The 16,296-nt window shown below is 69.5% G+C and carries 16 protein-coding genes; 8 read left to right on the top strand and 8 right to left on the bottom strand.

Annotated features, from left to right (window positions below; genetic code table 11):
* Positions 1 to 33: 33 nt before the first annotated feature.
* A complete protein-coding gene (locus tag J5226_RS10665; protein ID WP_215839880.1) occupies positions 34 to 561 on the bottom strand; it encodes a carboxymuconolactone decarboxylase family protein in 528 nt (175 codons plus the stop codon).
* A gap of 395 nt (positions 562 to 956) precedes the next feature.
* Entirely contained in the window at positions 957 to 1,496 is a 540-nt protein-coding gene (locus J5226_RS10660) for a peroxiredoxin (protein ID WP_215839879.1), read from the bottom strand.
* A gap of 168 nt (positions 1,497 to 1,664) precedes the next feature.
* Here J5226_RS10660 and oxyR point away from each other — a divergent pair, with 168 nt between their 5' ends.
* The 3 genes from oxyR to J5226_RS10645 all read left to right on the top strand — a co-directional run bounded on the left by oxyR (position 1,665) and on the right by J5226_RS10645 (position 3,950).
* Positions 1,665 to 2,615 carry a DNA-binding transcriptional regulator OxyR gene (oxyR, locus tag J5226_RS10655; RefSeq protein ID WP_215839878.1) on the top strand — a complete coding sequence of 317 codons (951 nt, stop codon included), beginning with the start codon at positions 1,665 to 1,667 and terminating at the stop codon, positions 2,613 to 2,615.
* The gene (locus tag J5226_RS10650; RefSeq protein WP_215839877.1) at positions 2,612 to 3,262 is read left to right on the top strand and encodes a hypothetical protein; all 651 of its coding nucleotides are present in this window, start codon (positions 2,612 to 2,614) and stop codon (positions 3,260 to 3,262) included. Before oxyR ends, J5226_RS10650 begins: the two co-directional genes overlap by 4 nt.
* A gap of 115 nt (positions 3,263 to 3,377) precedes the next feature.
* On the top strand, positions 3,378 to 3,950 hold the full coding sequence (locus tag J5226_RS10645) for a DJ-1/PfpI family protein (RefSeq protein WP_215839876.1): 573 nt from the start codon (positions 3,378 to 3,380) through the stop codon (positions 3,948 to 3,950).
* 269 nt (positions 3,951 to 4,219) lie between these two features.
* Here the strand turns inward: J5226_RS10645 and msrA are convergent, their stop codons facing one another.
* Complete coding sequence (gene msrA, locus J5226_RS10640) at positions 4,220 to 4,870, bottom strand: peptide-methionine (S)-S-oxide reductase MsrA (protein WP_215840390.1); 651 nt, start codon at positions 4,868 to 4,870, stop codon at positions 4,220 to 4,222.
* Positions 4,871 to 5,097: 227 nt separating this feature from the next.
* On the opposite strand from msrA, the gene J5226_RS10635 reads away from it, so the two are divergent.
* The gene (locus J5226_RS10635; RefSeq protein ID WP_215839875.1) at positions 5,098 to 6,771 is read left to right on the top strand and encodes a peptide-N4-asparagine amidase; all 1,674 of its coding nucleotides are present in this window, start codon (positions 5,098 to 5,100) and stop codon (positions 6,769 to 6,771) included.
* Between the two features lie 188 nt (positions 6,772 to 6,959).
* Here J5226_RS10635 and J5226_RS10630 read toward each other — a convergent pair whose 3' ends face one another.
* The 3 genes from J5226_RS10630 to J5226_RS10620 all read right to left on the bottom strand — a co-directional run bounded on the left by J5226_RS10630 (position 6,960) and on the right by J5226_RS10620 (position 9,045).
* Positions 6,960 to 7,490, bottom strand: a complete 531-nt coding sequence (locus J5226_RS10630) for an adenine phosphoribosyltransferase (RefSeq protein WP_215839874.1) — start codon at positions 7,488 to 7,490, stop codon at positions 6,960 to 6,962.
* 105 nt (positions 7,491 to 7,595) lie between these two features.
* The gene (locus J5226_RS10625) at positions 7,596 to 8,537 is read right to left on the bottom strand and encodes a DMT family transporter (RefSeq protein ID WP_215839873.1); all 942 of its coding nucleotides are present in this window, start codon (positions 8,535 to 8,537) and stop codon (positions 7,596 to 7,598) included.
* 238 nt (positions 8,538 to 8,775) lie between these two features.
* Positions 8,776 to 9,045, bottom strand: a complete 270-nt coding sequence (locus tag J5226_RS10620) for a DUF2007 domain-containing protein (protein WP_215839872.1) — start codon at positions 9,043 to 9,045, stop codon at positions 8,776 to 8,778.
* A gap of 241 nt (positions 9,046 to 9,286) precedes the next feature.
* Here J5226_RS10620 and J5226_RS10615 point away from each other — a divergent pair, with 241 nt between their 5' ends.
* The 3 genes from J5226_RS10615 (at position 9,287) to rlmM (ending at position 12,966) form a co-directional block, all read left to right on the top strand.
* The gene (locus J5226_RS10615; protein ID WP_255323053.1) at positions 9,287 to 11,050 is read left to right on the top strand and encodes a glutamine--tRNA ligase/YqeY domain fusion protein; all 1,764 of its coding nucleotides are present in this window, start codon (positions 9,287 to 9,289) and stop codon (positions 11,048 to 11,050) included.
* Positions 11,047 to 11,622, top strand: coding sequence for a nucleoside deaminase (locus tag J5226_RS10610; protein WP_215839871.1), 576 nt, complete (start codon positions 11,047 to 11,049; stop codon positions 11,620 to 11,622). Before J5226_RS10615 ends, J5226_RS10610 begins: the two co-directional genes overlap by 4 nt.
* Before the next feature lie 285 nt (positions 11,623 to 11,907).
* A complete protein-coding gene (rlmM, locus tag J5226_RS10605; protein WP_215839870.1) occupies positions 11,908 to 12,966 on the top strand; it encodes a 23S rRNA (cytidine(2498)-2'-O)-methyltransferase RlmM in 1,059 nt (352 codons plus the stop codon).
* Here the strand turns inward: rlmM and J5226_RS10600 are convergent.
* Positions 12,941 to 13,213, bottom strand: a complete 273-nt coding sequence (locus J5226_RS10600) for a hypothetical protein (RefSeq protein WP_215839869.1) — start codon at positions 13,211 to 13,213, stop codon at positions 12,941 to 12,943. The genes rlmM and J5226_RS10600 overlap by 26 nt on opposite strands.
* A 210-nt stretch (positions 13,214 to 13,423) precedes the next feature.
* Between J5226_RS10600 and J5226_RS10595 the strand changes: the two genes are divergently transcribed.
* The gene (locus J5226_RS10595) at positions 13,424 to 14,104 is read left to right on the top strand and encodes a hypothetical protein (protein ID WP_215839868.1); all 681 of its coding nucleotides are present in this window, start codon (positions 13,424 to 13,426) and stop codon (positions 14,102 to 14,104) included.
* Between the two features lie 213 nt (positions 14,105 to 14,317).
* Here the strand turns inward: J5226_RS10595 and J5226_RS10590 are convergent, their stop codons facing one another.
* Positions 14,318 to 16,165 carry a DUF1302 domain-containing protein gene (locus J5226_RS10590; protein ID WP_215839867.1) on the bottom strand — a complete coding sequence of 616 codons (1,848 nt, stop codon included), beginning with the start codon at positions 16,163 to 16,165 and terminating at the stop codon, positions 14,318 to 14,320.
* Positions 16,166 to 16,296: the final 131 nt, after the last annotated feature.

The raw sequence follows: 16,296 nt of genomic DNA, 5'->3' as shown, positions 1-16,296 counted from the left end.
TCCCCTACCACCATCCAACTATTAAGGCGCCGCTCAAGCCTGCTCGAGCGCCACCGCCACCGCGTGCACCACCGCGGCGATCTTGAGCGAGCTCTGCACGCCCTGCGCGCTGATCTCGTGCTTGCGCAGCACCTTCTCGTGCGAGTCCATGCAAGCGCCGCAGCCGTTGATCGCCGACACCGCCAGCGAGGCCAGCTCGAAGGTCATCTTGTCGATGCCCGGGTTGGCCATGACGTTCATGCGCAGGCCGGCGCGCAGCTGGCCGTACTCTTCGTTCTGGATCAGGTGGGTGGCGCGGTAATAGATGTTGTTCATGCCCATCACCGCGGCGGCGGCCTTGGCGCCGGCGATTTCCTCGGGCGAGAGCTTCTCGGCGGCGAAGGCTTCGATCGCTTCGGTCAGCGGCTTGTAGCGCGAGGCGATCGCGCACGACAGGGCGATGGCGCGGATCTGCTTGGCGTCCAAACCCTGCGCGCCGGCGTCGCTGAGCACGCTGTCGAGGTTGAGCTTGAGGTCCTTGGCGTAATCGGGAAGCGCGTTGCGAAGATCGGTGAGGCTCATCGGGAAGCTCCTGAAGTCGTCGTTGCGAGGGGGATGCGCCGCGTCGCGGGCACGCGCCGGCGCCTGGCGGGCGTGCGCAAGCGCACGGCTGGCTGGGAGCGGAACGTGGGAGCGCGCGCGGCGGCAACTACAGCGATAAAGAACAGCCGGGGCGAACCCCGGCTGCAGGCACCCGCACGGAGGGGAGGGAGGCCGGTGCGACCGGCCGCATGCGGGGTGGTGCCGAAACGGTCCGCGCAGCCGGACGGACCGGCGGCACGGAGAAATCCAAACGCATCGGGTCGCGACGCCCGGCGCGGTGGAAGCCTGAGCCGCACGGGCCCGGCTTCCGGTCGCAGCTTTCGCGGTTCGGCGCGGACCGCCGATGGGGCGGCCCGCACCGATCGCTCAGCGGATTAAGCGACCTTCAGGGTGTTGTCGCCCTGGTTCCAGTTGCACGGGCACAGCTCGTCGGTCTGCAGCGCGTCGAGCACGCGCAGCACTTCCTGCGGGTTGCGGCCGACCGAACCGTCGGTGACGTAGACGAAGCGGATGATACCGTCCGGGTCGACCAGGAAGGTGGCGCGCTGGGCGACGCCGTCTTCGCTGAGGATGCCCAGGGCCGAGGTCAGGTCCTTCTTGATGTCGGCCAGCATGGGGAACGGCAGGTCGCGCAGGTCCTTATGGTCCTTGCGCCACGCCAGGTGGACGAACTCGCTGTCGGTGGACGCGGCCAGCACCTGGCAATCGCGGTCCAGGAACTGCTGGTTCAGGTCGCCGAAGCCCTTGATCTCGGTCGGGCAGACGAAGGTGAAGTCCTTCGGGTAGAAGAACACCAGCAGCCACTTGCCCTTGTAGGTGTCGTTGTCGATGTCCGCGAAGGCGGTGTCGAGGTTGTCGATGCCGACGGTGGCCTTGACCTTGAATTTCGGGAACTTCTCGCCGATCGAAAGCATGCGGGTATCTCCTGGATGGGATGGGAGGGGTGGTAAGGATGGGGAGTGCGGCGGAGGAGGAGCGTCGCCGGACACAACCTAGGCTGCCTATGTTGCGTTACAGCAATTGATTACTGAAATGAATTGTTCCTATTATGCCGATAGCCATCCTCAATTGACAGCTCGGTCATGAACCTTCGAGACCTCAAATATCTGGTCGCCCTCGCCGATCACAAGCACTTCGGCCGCGCCGCCGCGGCCAGCTTCGTGAGCCAGCCCACGCTTTCGACCCAGATCAAGAAGCTCGAGGACGAACTCGGCGTGTCCCTGGTCGAGCGCGCGCCGCGGCGAGTGATGCTGACCCCGGTCGGCCGCGACATCGCCGAACGCGCGCGCAAGGTCATCGCCGATGTCGAGCAGATGAGCGAGATCGCGCGCCGCAGCCAGGACCCGGAGGCCGGCACCGTGCGCCTGGGTTTGTTCCCCACGCTCGGCCCGTATCTGCTGCCGCACGTGGTGCCGAACCTGCGCAAGCGCTTCCCGCGTTTGGAACTGCTGCTGGTCGAGGAAAAAACCGACCAGATCCTCGCCCGCCTGCGCGACGGCCGCCTCGACGCCGGCCTGCTGGCGCTGCCGATCCACGACGATCAACTGCACGTCGAGCCGCTGTTCGACGAGCCCTTCATCCTGGCGGTGCCGCAGCAGCATCCGATGGCCGCGCGCGACACCCTGGACCTGCACGATCTCGACGATCAGCACCTGCTGCTGCTCGAAGAAGGCCACTGCCTGCGCGATCAGGCGCTCGACGTGTGCCGTCTGGCCGGCGCCGACGAGCGCGACGGGTTCCGCGCCACCAGCCTGGAAACGCTGCGGCAGATGGTCGCCGCCGGCGTCGGCATCACCTTGCTGCCCACGCTCGCGGTGCAGCCGCCGGTGCCGAACTCGCCCGACATCCGCTTGCTGCGTTTCAGCGGCACGCCGCCGCACCGGCAGATCGGCATGCTGTGGCGGCGCAGCTCGGCGATGTCGGAGTTCCTGATGCAGTTGGCCGACGAACTGCGCAAGCTGCCCGCGGCGCTGCTGCAGCCGCCGGGCGGCGGCGCGGAGAGCAAGCGCAAGCCGGCCGCGGGCGCGCGGTGATCGCGATCCGCCGCGACTGGATCGCCGCGGCCCTGGTGCTGAGCGCGATCGGTTGGTGGTATTCGCCGATTTCGCCGCGCCCCCTGCCGTTTCCGGCGCAAGCGCCCGGCTTCGCGCAAGCCTGCTTGCCGCCGCCGTCCGTCGCCGCGGGCGCCGAGCCCTTGCAAACCGCGGTGCCCGCCGAATTGCATCCGTACCGGCTCGAAGCCGGCACGCTGACGCCGCTGGCCGGTTTCAGCATCGAAGGCCGGCTGCTGTCGCGGCGCGATTACCGCGCCGACCGTCTGGCCGAATTCGCGCCGACCGATCTGGCGATGGCCTGGGGCCGCATGCGCGAGGACGCGGTGCTCTCGCGCATGACCTTCCGCCAGGAAGTGCGCTTCCTGAGCTATTACTGGGCCGACCGACCGCCGCTTCCGCTGCAGGAGATCGGCCGCTCCTCGGCCAACCTGCACATCATCCCGGCCGACGCCGCGGTCGCGCGCGCGCTCAAGCGCACCCGCGCCGGCGAGCAGGTGCGCGTGGACGGCTGGCTGGTGCGGATCGACGCGAAGGACGGTTGGCAAGCGGTGAGTTCGCTGAGCCGCGACGATCAGGGCGCGGGCGCTTGCGAGATCGTTTACGCCTGCGCGATTCGAGCGCGGTAAGCGGCGCGGGCGCGCGCTTCGCACGAAGCATCGCGCGCTTGTCTGACGGCCGTCACTGGCGAGGCCTGCGCGCGCGATCGACGATGCGCGTTCCCGCTCTGAGGAACCGTTCCGCATGACCCAGCGCATCGTCTTGCTGATGATCGACCGCCCCGCCGATTGGGAATACGGCCCGCTGGCCGGCGCCGCGCACGCGTGGTTCGGCATCGACGTGGTCAGCGCCAGCCTCGACGCGGCGCCGTTGACCACGATGGGCGGACTGAGCCTGCAACCGCAGCGCCGCCTCGACGAACTGTCCGTCGACGACGCCGAACTGTGGGTCGTGCCCGGCAGCCCGCTGTGGGACGAAGCGCCCGCGCCGGCGCCGATCGTGCAGGCCTTGCGCGAACGCGCCGCGCGCGGCCGCGCCATCGCCGGCATCTGCGGCGGCACCCGCGCGCTGGCCGCGGCCGGCCTGTTGAACGAACGCGCGCACACCAGCAACGAACCCGGCTATCTCGACGCGGTGCCCGGCTATAACGGGCAAGCGCATTACCGCGAGCAGGCCTGCGTCAGCGCCGACGGCATCGTGACCGCTCCGGGCACCTCGCCGGTGTCGTTCGCCGAAGCGTGTCTGCGTTTGGTGGTGCCGGAGCGGGCCGAGGGGATCGCGCAGATGCACGGGATGTTCGCGCGCGAGTTTGTTTGAGGGAATGAGGGGAAAGAAGGGAAAAAGGGGAAAGAAGGGAATGGTGGGATTCGTGGTGCGTAGCTGGTGAGCGTTCGCTTCGCGCGACGAGTCACCTTACGAGTCACGTTGTTGCCATTCCCGGTTCCCGCTTCAATTCAAACCACAGCCAGGGGAAGGAAGGGAATGGCGGGATTCATCGCGCGTGGTTCGTGAACCTCGACTCCGCGCCACGAACTGCGCTGTTCCCATTCCCTATTCCCCATTCCCGCTTCAACTCTCGCTCCAACTCACACCACACCGATCGGACAACTGACTCCCGTCCCGCCCAAGCCGCAATACCCCATCGGATTCTTCGCCAGATACTGCTGGTGATCGTCCTCGGCGTAGTAGAACTCCGGCGCGGGCGGCGCGGTGATTTCGGTGGTGATCTCGCCGAAGCCGGCCTCGCGCAACTTGGCCTGGAACGCATCGCGGCTGCTCAGCGCGGCGCGGTACTGAGCGTCGTCCTCGCAATAGATCGCCGAGCGGTACTGAGTGCCGGCGTCGTTGCCCTGGCGCATGCCCTGGGTCGGGTCGTGGCTTTCCCAGAAAGTCTTGAGCAGATCCGCGAAGGCGATCTTGGCCGGGTCGTACACCACCAACACCGTTTCGGCGTGGCCGGTTTGGCCGCTGCAGACTTCGCGATAGGTCGGGTTCGGCGTGTAGCCGCCCGAATAGCCGACCGCGGTGACCGCCACGCCCGGCAGCGACCAAAACTTGCGTTCGGCGCCCCAGAAACAGCCCAGGCCGAACTGCACCCGCGCCAGCCCCGGATACGCGTCGCGCAGCTTGGCGCCGCTGACGTAGTGGGCGTTGTGCAGGGGCATCGGCGTGTCGCGGCCGGGCAGCGCGTCTTCGCGCTGCGGCATGCGCTGCTTGAACGCGCCAATACCGGGGATGAAGGAACCGGCCATCGTTTGCCTCCGTGTGCGGGCTGTGGCGGGAGCGCCGTCGTGCCAATGAAATGCGGCGCAGGTCGCAGGATTCAAGGCCGCGCGGCGCATTCGCGGCTTGTCGCGGCGCGCGCCGGGCGGGAAGCTCGGGGTTGCGCCGACGGCCCGCTTCGGCAACTCCGGAACCGGCCCGCGGCGCCCGCCTCGCCCTCCCCTGCGCAAAGGATGCCCCGATGCCCGCACGCCCCGCTTCCCGCCCCAACGCGCGCCCGCGCCACGCCAGCGCGCGCCTGTCCGCCCTCGCCCTCGCGCTGCTGTGCGCGCACGCCGCGCCCGCGCTGGCCGCCGACGAATTCGGCACGGACTGGGACGACCCGCGCACCGCCGATCCGCCGGTGGCGCGGCCGGACACGCGCAGCTGCAGCGTGCCGATCCTCGATACCGCGTTCGCCGATTTCGACTGGCATCTGGGCCAGATCGCGCCGCCGGCCGCCTGCCCTGGGCCGTGGAGCAAGGTGGTGCTGGAGATGGACGGGCAAGTCAAAGGCGTGCAGTACGACCGCCTCGGCCATCTGGAAATCGCCGGCGTCACTGTGTTTTCGACCAGCACGCCGGAGCCCTCGCGCGAGGGCATCGGCTGGCATGTGGAGAAGGACATCACCGGCTACGCCGCGTTGCTGAAGACGCCGCAGCAGGTGCGCATGGCGCTGGGCAACGTGGTCAACGACACCTACACCGGGGTGATCTACGTGCAAGCGCGGGTGGTGTTCTACAACGCCGACCGCCGCCACCCCGCCGCCGACAGCGCCGACGCGGTCGCGCCGTTGGCCAACGCGCGCCGCGACGGCGGCGATCTGGTCGGCGACTACACCTTGCCGGCCAACGCCACGCGCTGGGCCGGCGAGGTCTACGCGACCGGCTCGGGCGGCGGTTGCGAGGAATTCTGGTACTTCACCGCGCCGCCGGAAGCCAACTATTCCTGCCCCGCGCAGCACGGGCCTTATCGCGAAGTGCAGGTGCTGATCGACGGCCGCGTCGCCGGCATCGCCATGCCGTATCCGCACATCTACACCGGCGGCTGGTCGAATCCGTTCCTGTGGTACGTGCTGCCGGCGCCGCGCGCGTTCAACATCGAACCGATCCGTTACGACCTCACGCCCTTCATCGGCGCGGTCAACGACGGCCGCGCGCACGAGGTGCGCTTCCGCGTCGCCAACCTGCCCGACGGCGCGTCCGGCTGGACCTTGCAGCCGAATCTGCAGGCCTGGACCGACGCGCGCCGCGGCGCCACCGGCGGGCGGCTGCTGAGCTACGAACTGACGCCGCTGGCGGCGCGGTCGACGTACAGCGCGCTCGGCGACGGCACGTTCCAGGTCGATACCCGCGGCGGGCATCGTTTGCGCGCGAGCGGTTACGTCGATACGTCCAAGGGCCGCGAATACACCACGGTCGAGCGCATCGTCGGCAACACCGGCCTGCACAGTTGGGGCGCCGAGGAAAATCCCGACGGGATCAAGGCGCAATGGAACGACACCCAGACCGTCCGCCGCCTCGGCCGCGGGCTGCCGACGGTGTCGACCCAGGCCCAGCGCTTCGGCTTCGACGGCGCGATCCGCGTGGCGCCCTCGGGCAGCGCGCAGCGCATCGTCACCACGATGAAGATCTTCGACCACGCCGACACGCTGCAGACGCCGGGTCGTGGGCAGCCGGCGCTGGCGCACGTCGAGCGCAACACCTTCGAGGGCGAAGCCGGGTGGAATTACGGCGTGCCGCGGCCGGAGCGGCATGCGACGGGTCATTCGGTGCAGCGCCATCGCAGCTACGGGACGCAGGGGTGCTACGACCGCGAGATTTCGCAGCGCAACGGGTTCATCGACAGCGATCGGTATCGTTGCGGCGAGCCGTAAGCCGATGGCCGCGTTTCTCCGCGCAGCGGCGTGGGGAAACGCGGTAAGCCGGTGGTGACGCCGGGCGGCGCGATGTCGCGGTCGCGGCTTACGCCGCTCCTACAGGGGGCTGCGGATCGCCCTGGGCTACCTGTAGGAGCGGCGCGAGCCGCGACCGCGAACGATCAATCTCGCGCCGCAAACTGACTTCAGTACCGCAACAACGAATGCACCGGCGCCTCGCCGCTCCAGCGCGAGCGCCCGTTCAACCCCGGCAATTCGATCAACACGCTCGCGCCGACCAACACCGCGTCCAACCGCTCCACCAACTCGCGCGCCGCCGCCAAGGTGCCGCCGGTCGCCAGCACGTCGTCGACGATCAAAGTGCGTTCGCCGGGCTTGAGCGCATCGCTGCGCGCCTGCAGCGAGTCGCGGCCGTATTCCAGTTCGTACTCCACCGTCACCAGCGGCGGCGGCAGCTTGCCCGGCTTGCGCAGCGGCACGAAGCCGGCGTGCAGCTTCTGCGCCAGCGCCGCGCCGAAGATGAAGCCGCGCGATTCGATCCCGCACACCGCCTGCACGCCGCTGCCCTGCCAGGGCTCGGCCAGCGCGTCGATGCAGCGGGCGAAGCCGCCGGCGTCGGCGAGCAGCGGGGTGACGTCGCGGAAGGTCACGCCGGGCTTGGGGAAATCCGCGACGCTGCGGATCAGGCGCTGGATCGGGACGAGAGAATCGTTCATGAGAAACACCACAAAGAAATCGGGAAACGATGGAAGGCGGCGCGCCGCGCGGGCCGCGACCCGCGCGGCGTCCGCGCTTACGATAACGCGGCCGCGCCGCGCGCCTCAGCCGGTTTTGCGCGCGAACAGCGGCTGATCGCCGCGCGCCAGGCCGAGGAAGATGCCGGCCAGCGACAGCGCGATGCCCAGCAGTTCCAGCCCGCCGAGCTGCTTATGGAAGATCAGCACGTCCCAGACATAGGCCAGCAACGGCTGCAGCAGCAGGCACAGGCCGACGATGCCGGCCGGCAGCAGCGGCATCGCCCGGCCGATCACCAGCCAGCCCAGCACCTGGGCGATGGCGGCGTAGGCGGTCAGGATCAGCCAGTCGTGGGCGGTGTGCGGCCACATGTCCTCGCCGCCGAGCGGCACGGTCAGGCCGAGCACCAGCACGCAGCCCAGGCACAGCCACCACTGCAGCGCCTCGTTCGGGGTGCCGCCGCGGCGCGCCTGGGCGGCGCGGAACGCCAGCAGGAAGCCGCCGTAGGCCAGCGCCGCGGCCAGACCGAAGGCGACGCCGAGGCGGAAGCGCGAATCCATGTGCTCCCAGCCCGGCGCCAGCAACAGCGCCAGCCCGACCAGGCCCAGGCTCAGGCCGACCCACAGCTTCCAGCCGGCGCGCTCGCCGAGGAACAGCGCGCCCGCGCCGGCCAGCACGAACACCTGGAAATTCGCCAGCAAGGTCGACAGGCCGACGCCGACGTAGACGATGGAGCGGTGCCACATCCACAGGTCGAAGGCCAGGAACACCGCGCCCAGCATCACCAGCGCGAGCACCCGCGGCTGCGGCCGCCATGCGCGCAAGCGCCCGGGCCGCCACGGCTGGCCCAGCAGCACCAGCAGGATCACCGCGGCCAGGGCCATGCGCCAGAACGCCGAAGCGCCCGGGCCGATCCCGACCCAGCGCACGAACACCGCCGAGCTGCTGATGACGCTGGCGCCGATCAGCATTTGCAGCAGCGGCCCGTTGTTGGACGCGGACGAAGCGGACACCGACGAGGCGTTCATGCGCGCCCCCGGCGTTGGAATCGATCGACAGACAGGTACATGAGGAAACTCCGGTAGCGCGCCCGCGGGTCCGCCGCGGGCGGCGCGTCCGTCGCGGCGGCCGGCGCTGCGCCGACCGCGCCGCTGCGGGCGCGTGGGTTCGAAGGGGTTTGCAGGCCGGGGCGACCCCGGCGCGGTCCGCGGCCGGGGCCGGGACCGTGGGCGCCTCGGGCGCCCGGGCGAGCGGCTTAGGCGCCGCTCAGGCCGGCAGCCACGCCGGCGGCGGCATCGCCGCGTGCGGCTCCGGCTCGGCCGGCGGGTCGCCCAGGGCCAGCGCCTGGACCACCTCGTCCGCCTGCGGCCACGCCGCGTCCGGTACGCACACCTGGACCGCGCCGAACAGCGGCAGCTCGCCCATTCCGCCGATCAAGGCCTCGCCGCGCAGGAACACCGGAATCTCGGCGGCTTCCAGCGCATGGCGGACCAGATGGGCGTCGATCAGGTGGGCGGCTTCGTAGACGACTCGCATCGTCGCGTCCTTCGGCCGGCAGGCCAGGCGGGTTCGCGGCCAGCATACGCCGCAACGCCGCGCCGGACGCACCCACTTTCGTCATGTCCGGGCGCTGAAAGCGTCCCAGTCCCGCAACAATCGGCGAGCGGGCACGACCGGCAAAGCGGCCCGCGCGCGGCCGCGGGACCGCCCGCCCAGGCACGCCGGCGCCGCACCGGCTAAACTCCCGTTTCTCCCTTTCTTGAAGATGCCGCGCCGCATGTCCGCCGATCCGTCCCGCCTTGCCCCCGAAACTCCGACCGATGCCGCCCCGGCGCAGAAGCAGGATTTCGTCCGCCAGATCGTCCGCGACGACTTGGCCAGCGGCAAGCACCAAACGGTGCGCACGCGCTTCCCGCCCGAGCCCAACGGCTACCTGCACATCGGCCACGCCAAGGCGATCTGCCTGGACTTCGGCGTCGCCCGCGAGTTCGGCGGCCGCTGCAACCTGCGCTTCGACGACACCAATCCGGCCAAGGAAGACCCCGAATACGTCGAGGCGATCCAGGACGACGTGCGCTGGCTCGGCTTCGACTGGGCCGAACTGCGCCACGCCTCGGATTACTTCGAGGTGTTCTATCTCGCCGCGCAGAAGCTGATCCGCCAGGGCGACGCCTTCGTCTGCGACCTCAGCGCCGAGGAAGTGCGCGCCTACCGCGGCAACCTCACCGAGCCGGGCCGCAACTCGCCCTACCGCGACCGCAGCGTCGAGGAGAACCTCGACCTGTTCGCGCGCATGCGCGCCGGCGAGTTCGCCGACGGCGCGCGCACCCTGCGCGCCAAGATCGACATGGCCTCGGGCAACATCAACCTGCGCGACCCGGCGCTGTACCGGATCAAGAAGGTGCCGCACCAGAACACCGGCGACGCTTGGCCGATCTACCCGATGTACGACTTCGCCCACTCGCTCAGCGATTCCTGCGAAGGCATCACCCACTCGCTGTGCACGCTGGAATTCGAAGACCACCGCCCGCTGTACGACTGGTGCGTGGCCAAGGTCGATCTGCCCAACTCGCCGGACCTGCTCGCGCCGCTGCTGGCCAAGGGCTACCCGAACGAGGCCGCGATCCCGCGCCAGATCGAGTTCTCGCGCGCCAACCTCAACTTCACCGTGATGAGCAAGCGCAAGCTCATGGTGCTGGTGCAGGACAAGCTCGTCGACGGCTGGGACGACCCGCGCATGCCGACCCTGCAGGGCATCCGCCGCCGCGGCTACACCCCGGCCGCGATCCGCCTGTGGGCCGAGCGCCTGGGCGTGAGCAAGCAGAACTCGGTGATCGACTACTCGGTGCTGGAAGGCTGCCTGCGCGAAGACCTCGACGCGGCCGCGCCGCGGCGCATGGCGGTGATCGACCCGCTCAAGCTCACCATCACCAACCTGTCCGATTCGCACGAAGAATCGCTGCACTTCTCCAACCACCCGAAGGACGAGAGCTTTGGCGCGCGCAACGTGCCGTTCTCGAACCAGTTGTGGATCGAGCGCGAGGACTTCGAGGAAGTCCCGCCGAAGGGCTTCAAGCGCCTGATCCCGGGCGGCGAAGTGCGCCTGCGCGGCGCCGGCATCCTGCGCTGCGACGAAGTGGTCAAGAACGACGCGGGCGAGATCGTCGAACTGCGCGGCACGCTCGATCCCGAATCGCGCCCCGGCATGGCCGGCGCCGACCGCAAGATCAAGGGCACCATCCACTGGGTCAGCGCGCGCCACGCGGTCGCGGCGGAAATCCGCCTGTACGACCGTCTGTTCGACGTCGCCGCGCCGGACGACGACAGCGACGGCAAGACCTACAAGGATCATCTGAATCCGAATTCGCGCCGCACCGTCGTCGGCTACGTCGAGCCCGCCGCCGCGCAGGCCGCGCCGGAGCAGGCGTTCCAGTTCGAGCGCGTCGGCTACTTCGTCGCCGACCGCTACGACCACCGCGCCGACGCGCCGGTGTTCAACCGCAGCGTGACCCTGCGCGATACCTGGGCGAGCAAGGAATGAGTCCGAAAGTCCCCACCCCTTTGACCCGGCAGGTGCAGCTGCTGCTGCCGGATTGGATCGACGCCGCGGTCGACCGCAACCGCATCTACGCCAGCGACGAGGACAAGGTCGCGCTGGCGGTGGAGCTGTCGCGGCGCAACGTCGAGCTCGCCACCGGCGGCCCGTTCGGCGCGGCGGTGTTCGACGGCCACGGCCGCGTGGTCGGCGTCGGCGTCAACCGCGTGGTGCCGCAGAACTGCTCGGTGGCCCACGCCGAGATGATGGCTTTCATGTGCGCGCAGACCGCGGTCAGCCAGTTCCGCCTCAACGAACTCGGCCCGATGACGCTGGCCACCTCGGCCCAGCCGTGCTGCATGTGCTACGGCGCCAGTTTCTGGGCCGGCATCAACAACCTGCTGATCGGCGCGCGCTCGGAAGACGTGATGCGCCTGACCGAATTCGACGAAGGCCCGCTGCCGGCGGACTGGATCGGCGAACTGGAACGCCGCGGCATCGCCGTGCGCCGCGACCTGCAGCGCGCAGCCGCCTGCGACGTGCTGCGCCGGTACGGCGAGAGCGGCGTTTCGTACTGAGCCCGCGGTGGCGCGCCGGGCGCCGCCGCCGTTGCGAGGCGTTGGTTCCGGCGCGGCCAGAACCCGTCGCCCTCTGCCTACCCCGTCATTCCAGCGAAAGCTGGAATCCATTTTGCCGTTGCTTCTGCCTCCGCAAGCGCCGCAAGAGCAAGATCAAAATGGATTCCGGCTTTCGCCGGAATGACGGGGTGGAGGAATCCCCTGCAACCCCAGCGGCGCCGCGGCGGTAACGCCTCGCCCGCCGCCTGTGCTTCACTTCCCCCACCCGCCCCTGAGCCGCGCCCCATGACCGATTCCGCCCTGTTCTGCCTGTGCCGCGCCGGGTTCGAGCCCGAGCTCGCCGCCGAACTGAGCGAGCGCGCCGCCAACGCCGGCCATCCCGGCTACGCGCGCACCCAGCGCAACAGCGGCTACGTCGAGTTCATCGTCGAAGACGCGGCCGCCGCCTCGCGCGCGCTGCCGTGGTCGGCGCTGATCTTCGCCCGGCAGAAGCTGGTGCGGCTGGCCGATCTGCGCGGGCTCGACCCGAGCGACCGCATTACCCCGATCCTGGCCGCGCTCGACGCCTACGGCGAGCCGGTCGCGTTCGGCGAGCTGTGGGTCGAACACCCCGATTCCGACGAAGGCAAGCCGCTGGCCGGGCTGGCGCGCAGCTTCGGCAACGCGCTGCGCCCGGCGCTGCGCAAGGCCGGTTGGCTGAGCAAGCACGACGACCCGCGCAAGCCGCGCCTGCACGTGGTCTTCCTCGCCGGCGACCACGCGGTGCTGGCGCAGTCCGACAACGACGACAGCGCGCCGTGGCCGCTGGGCATCCCGCGTCTGAAGATGCATCCCGACGCGCCCAGCCGCTCCGCGCTCAAGCTCGAAGAAGCGCTGCTGACCCTGCTCGACCCCGAGGAACGCGAACGCCGCGTGCGCGACAACATGCAGGCCGCCGACCTCGGCGCCGCGCCCGGCGGCTGGACCTGGGTGCTGATGCGCAACGGCATGAAGGTCACCTCGGTCGACAACGGCCCGCTGCGTCAGGCCCTGCTCGACAGCGGCCGGGTCGATCACCTGCGCGCCGACGGTTTCACCTGGCAGCCCAAGCGCACGCTCGACTGGATGGTCTGCGACATGGTCGAGTCGCCGGCGCGCGTGGCCGAGCGCATGGCCACGTGGTTCCGCGAGAACTGGTGCCGGCAGGCGATCTTCAATCTCAAGCTGCCGATGAAGAAGCGTTGGGAAGAAACCCGCGTCTGCCTGGAAGCGTTCGAATACCAGACCCATCGGCCGATGATCGTGCGCGCGCGCCAGCTGTATCACGACCGCGAAGAGATCACGGTGTTCGCCGCGCCGCGCTGAGCGCGGCGGTTTGCGCGAACGCGGAGCGTCCGGGCGCAGTCCGCGCGAAGGCATTGCGCTCGAGCATCGCCGTCCTTCGCGCGAAGACATTGTGCTCGAGCAGCGCCACTCTTCGCGCGAAGACATCGCACCCGAGCGGCGCCGCCCTTCGCTCGATGGCATTGCGCTCGAGCAGCATCACTCTTCGCACGAAGACATCGCACCCGAGCGGCGTCGCCCTTCGCGCGAAGAAATTGCGCCCAGGCATCGCCGCTCCTCGCGCAAGACATCGCGTCCGGGCAGCCCCGCTTTCATGCCTCCGCGACTTCGCTGAGCGCGGCCATAACGCGGGGAACGTCGAGATCCGCATCGCTCGCGCGCCGATCCGCCGCGTTCATCGCGCGTTGCGCCGATTAACGAAGGTTTGATATCGCCCGGTTTAGCGTCGGCCCCGTCCCCACAGCGCGAGGCGAGCACGATGCGAGCGCATGCGATCGAACGACACGCCCTGTTGATTCTGGCGATGGCCGCGGCCTTCGCCGCCCCGGCGCAGGTGCCGGGCAAGGTTCAGTCCAAACACGACGCGGTCGAAAAGGCCGATGTCGCCGCGGGCGACGCGCGCCAGGCCCGCGACAGCGCGACCAGCGCCCAGCTCGCCGCCACCGCCGCGGTGCAGACCCGCGACCAGGGCGCGGACAGCGCGCGCGGCGCGATCGCCGCGCAAGCCACCGCGCAACAGGCGCAACGCGCCGCCGAGGACGCGCGCGAGGCCTCGCACCGCGCCACCCGCGCGGCCGAGGACGCGCGTTCGGCGCAGGCCGCCGCGGTCTCGGGCAGCAACCCCACCGGCGCCGCCGTGCAGGCGCGCGCGGCGCTCAGCGAAGCGCGCACCGCCAACGCCATCGCCGCCGATGCCGGCAGCGTCGCCCGCGCGGCCGCCGCGGCCACCGCCGAAGCCAACCAATTGCCCGAGCGCACCCTCGCCCCACCCAGCGACGGACGCAACGTGGACTTCGCCGCGCTCGACCTCGACGGCGACGGCTCGATCAGCCGCGAAGAATCGCGCGCCCACACCGCGTTGAGCGCGAACTTCCTCGCGGTGGACGTGAACGCCGACGGCCGCATCAGCGTCGGCGAGATCGACGGCTGGCGCCGCTAAGCAGCCGCAGATCGCCGATAACCACGATTACCCCCTGTAGGAGCGGCGCAAGCCGCGACCGCGCCAACGCAACCACGCCGCACCCCACTCGCCCCGGCGACCGTCCAGGCGGGAATCCAGGACTCCTCGTGCGAGAACGTCCAAGGCCTCCGGATCCCCGCCTTCACGGGAATAACGACAAGCCAGCCTCGCTAACTCCCCAAACAGCCCCGCTCAAAACGTAGCCCCCACCGCCACGCTCGCATAATCGTGATCCGCCAACGGATCGTAATGCGCGCTCCCCGCGTAATCGGTGTAGCTCACGCTCGCGAAGTAGCGCGATCCGTACTTCGCCGCCACGCCCAAGGTCAGCTGCCGCCGATCCTCGACCAACTGATTGTCGACCGCGAACCCGCGCACGTCGTGCCCGAAGCTCAAACTCGGCGACACCGTCCACGCCCCGCCGACCGCGTAATCGAGTTGCGCGCGCAAGCGATAGCCCCAGGCATTGCGGGTATAAAACCCACGATCGACGCAACCGCGCGGATTCTGGATCGGCGGACACACCCCGCCGTACCCCTGCGGCGAAAAACCCCAATGAAAGCCACGCCCATACCGCGCCTCGCTCAGCGACGGCAAATCCGCGCGGCTGTACGCGACCTCGCCCATCACCGTCGCCTGCTTCGCTCCCAACACACCGTTGAAACCGCGCTGCAAGTTCAGCATCAGCTGATCCTTGTCCACCCGGTCGTAGCCGCGCAGCACTGCGCCTGGCGCCAGCGCCGCGTTGCGCGCGCCGATGGGCCCGCCGTTGCTGGTCAGCGCGCGGAACATGTCGGCGGTGTTGAGCTGCACCGGCTGCCCGCGCGTGTGCGAGAGCTCGGCGCCGAGCTTCCAACCGCGCCAGCGCGTTTCCGCGCTGAGGCCGAGGATGCGCACGTCGTCGGGGTATTCCCAAATCTCGCGGATGGTCGACAAGCGCGCCGACAACTGCGCGTACGGCGCGGGCACGCCGGCCGCGATCAAACGCGGCGCCAGGGTGGGATCGGTGCGCGCCGGGTCGATGACGGTCGCGTCCAGATACGGCGCGCGCGAATTGATCCGCAAGTAATACGCGCCCCAGCCGCGCCCGCTGGCCTCGTCGCGATACCGCAGCGACAGGCCGTACTGGCCGCGGTCGCTGCCGAACCGGTCGCGGTCGCGCGGCAGGATCGCGCCCATCGATTGCATGAAGCCGTCGCTGAGCCACGGCCCCGCGCCCGCCGATGCGCTGTTGATCGGGTAGTAGGCGTTGGACTGGATGCCGGCGCAGCCGCGCTCGATGCCCAAATCGCTGCCGGAGAAGAACGTGCCGCACGGGTCGTACTCCGACGGCCGCCAGTTCCATTGCCAGAACCCTTCCAGGCTGAGCTTGGAATCCAGGGTCCACTTCGCCCACAGCATCTCGACCGGAATCTGCGCCTCGCTGGCCGCATCGGTGCCGGGCCGGCGCAGCGTGGTGTAGTCGATGGGGTTGATCTGATTGACGCCGGTGAAGAACAGCCCGTTGCCCCACTTCACCGCTTGCTTGCCGATCCGCGCGTCGAGCGCGCTGTCCTCGTCGAGCTGCAGATGGCCGTAGACATACGCGTTGAGCCACAGGAAGCCGGAGAACCGATTGGAACGCGAGAACCCCGCGTCGCTCAGCGGCGCCGAGGGATCGAAGCCGTTGGGCACGTTGCCCTGCGCGACTTCGTGCCGGTCCAAGCTGGCGTCGTACCACGTGCGCGCACTCAGGTTGAGGCCGACGCCGCGGTATTTCAGATCCACCGACTGCACGATCTTGAACAGGCTGGAGAACGCATCGCCGCGGCCGAAGTTCAGATTGCCGTCGTCGGCGGTGTCGGCGCCGGTGCCGCCCTTGGGCCTGCCGTCGGAGGCGTAGCCCTTGCCGAGCAGATGCGGCTGGGCCTTGCCCGCCCGCACCGCGGTGCCGGCGACGATTCGGGTGGTCCACTGCCCCTGGATGCGGCCTTCGGCCAACTCGAAATCGGCAGCCGCGGCGGGCGCCGCGACCGACGCGGCCAGTATCGAGACGGACAAGACGCACACTCGATACGTGAACGACCTACGTAAAAAAACACCGCAAAACCGCTGAAAATCCGACATGCGAACCGATCCTGCCAAACTGCCGCAGGTGTTCTAGCACCGGCCGCGCGAACGCCGCACTACTA

The organism is Lysobacter sp. K5869 (assembly GCF_018847975.1).
Taxonomy (GTDB): domain Bacteria; phylum Pseudomonadota; class Gammaproteobacteria; order Xanthomonadales; family Xanthomonadaceae; genus Lysobacter.
The sequence above is the reverse complement of the archived record's forward strand: the minus strand, read 5'-3'. Positions and strand labels throughout refer to the sequence as shown.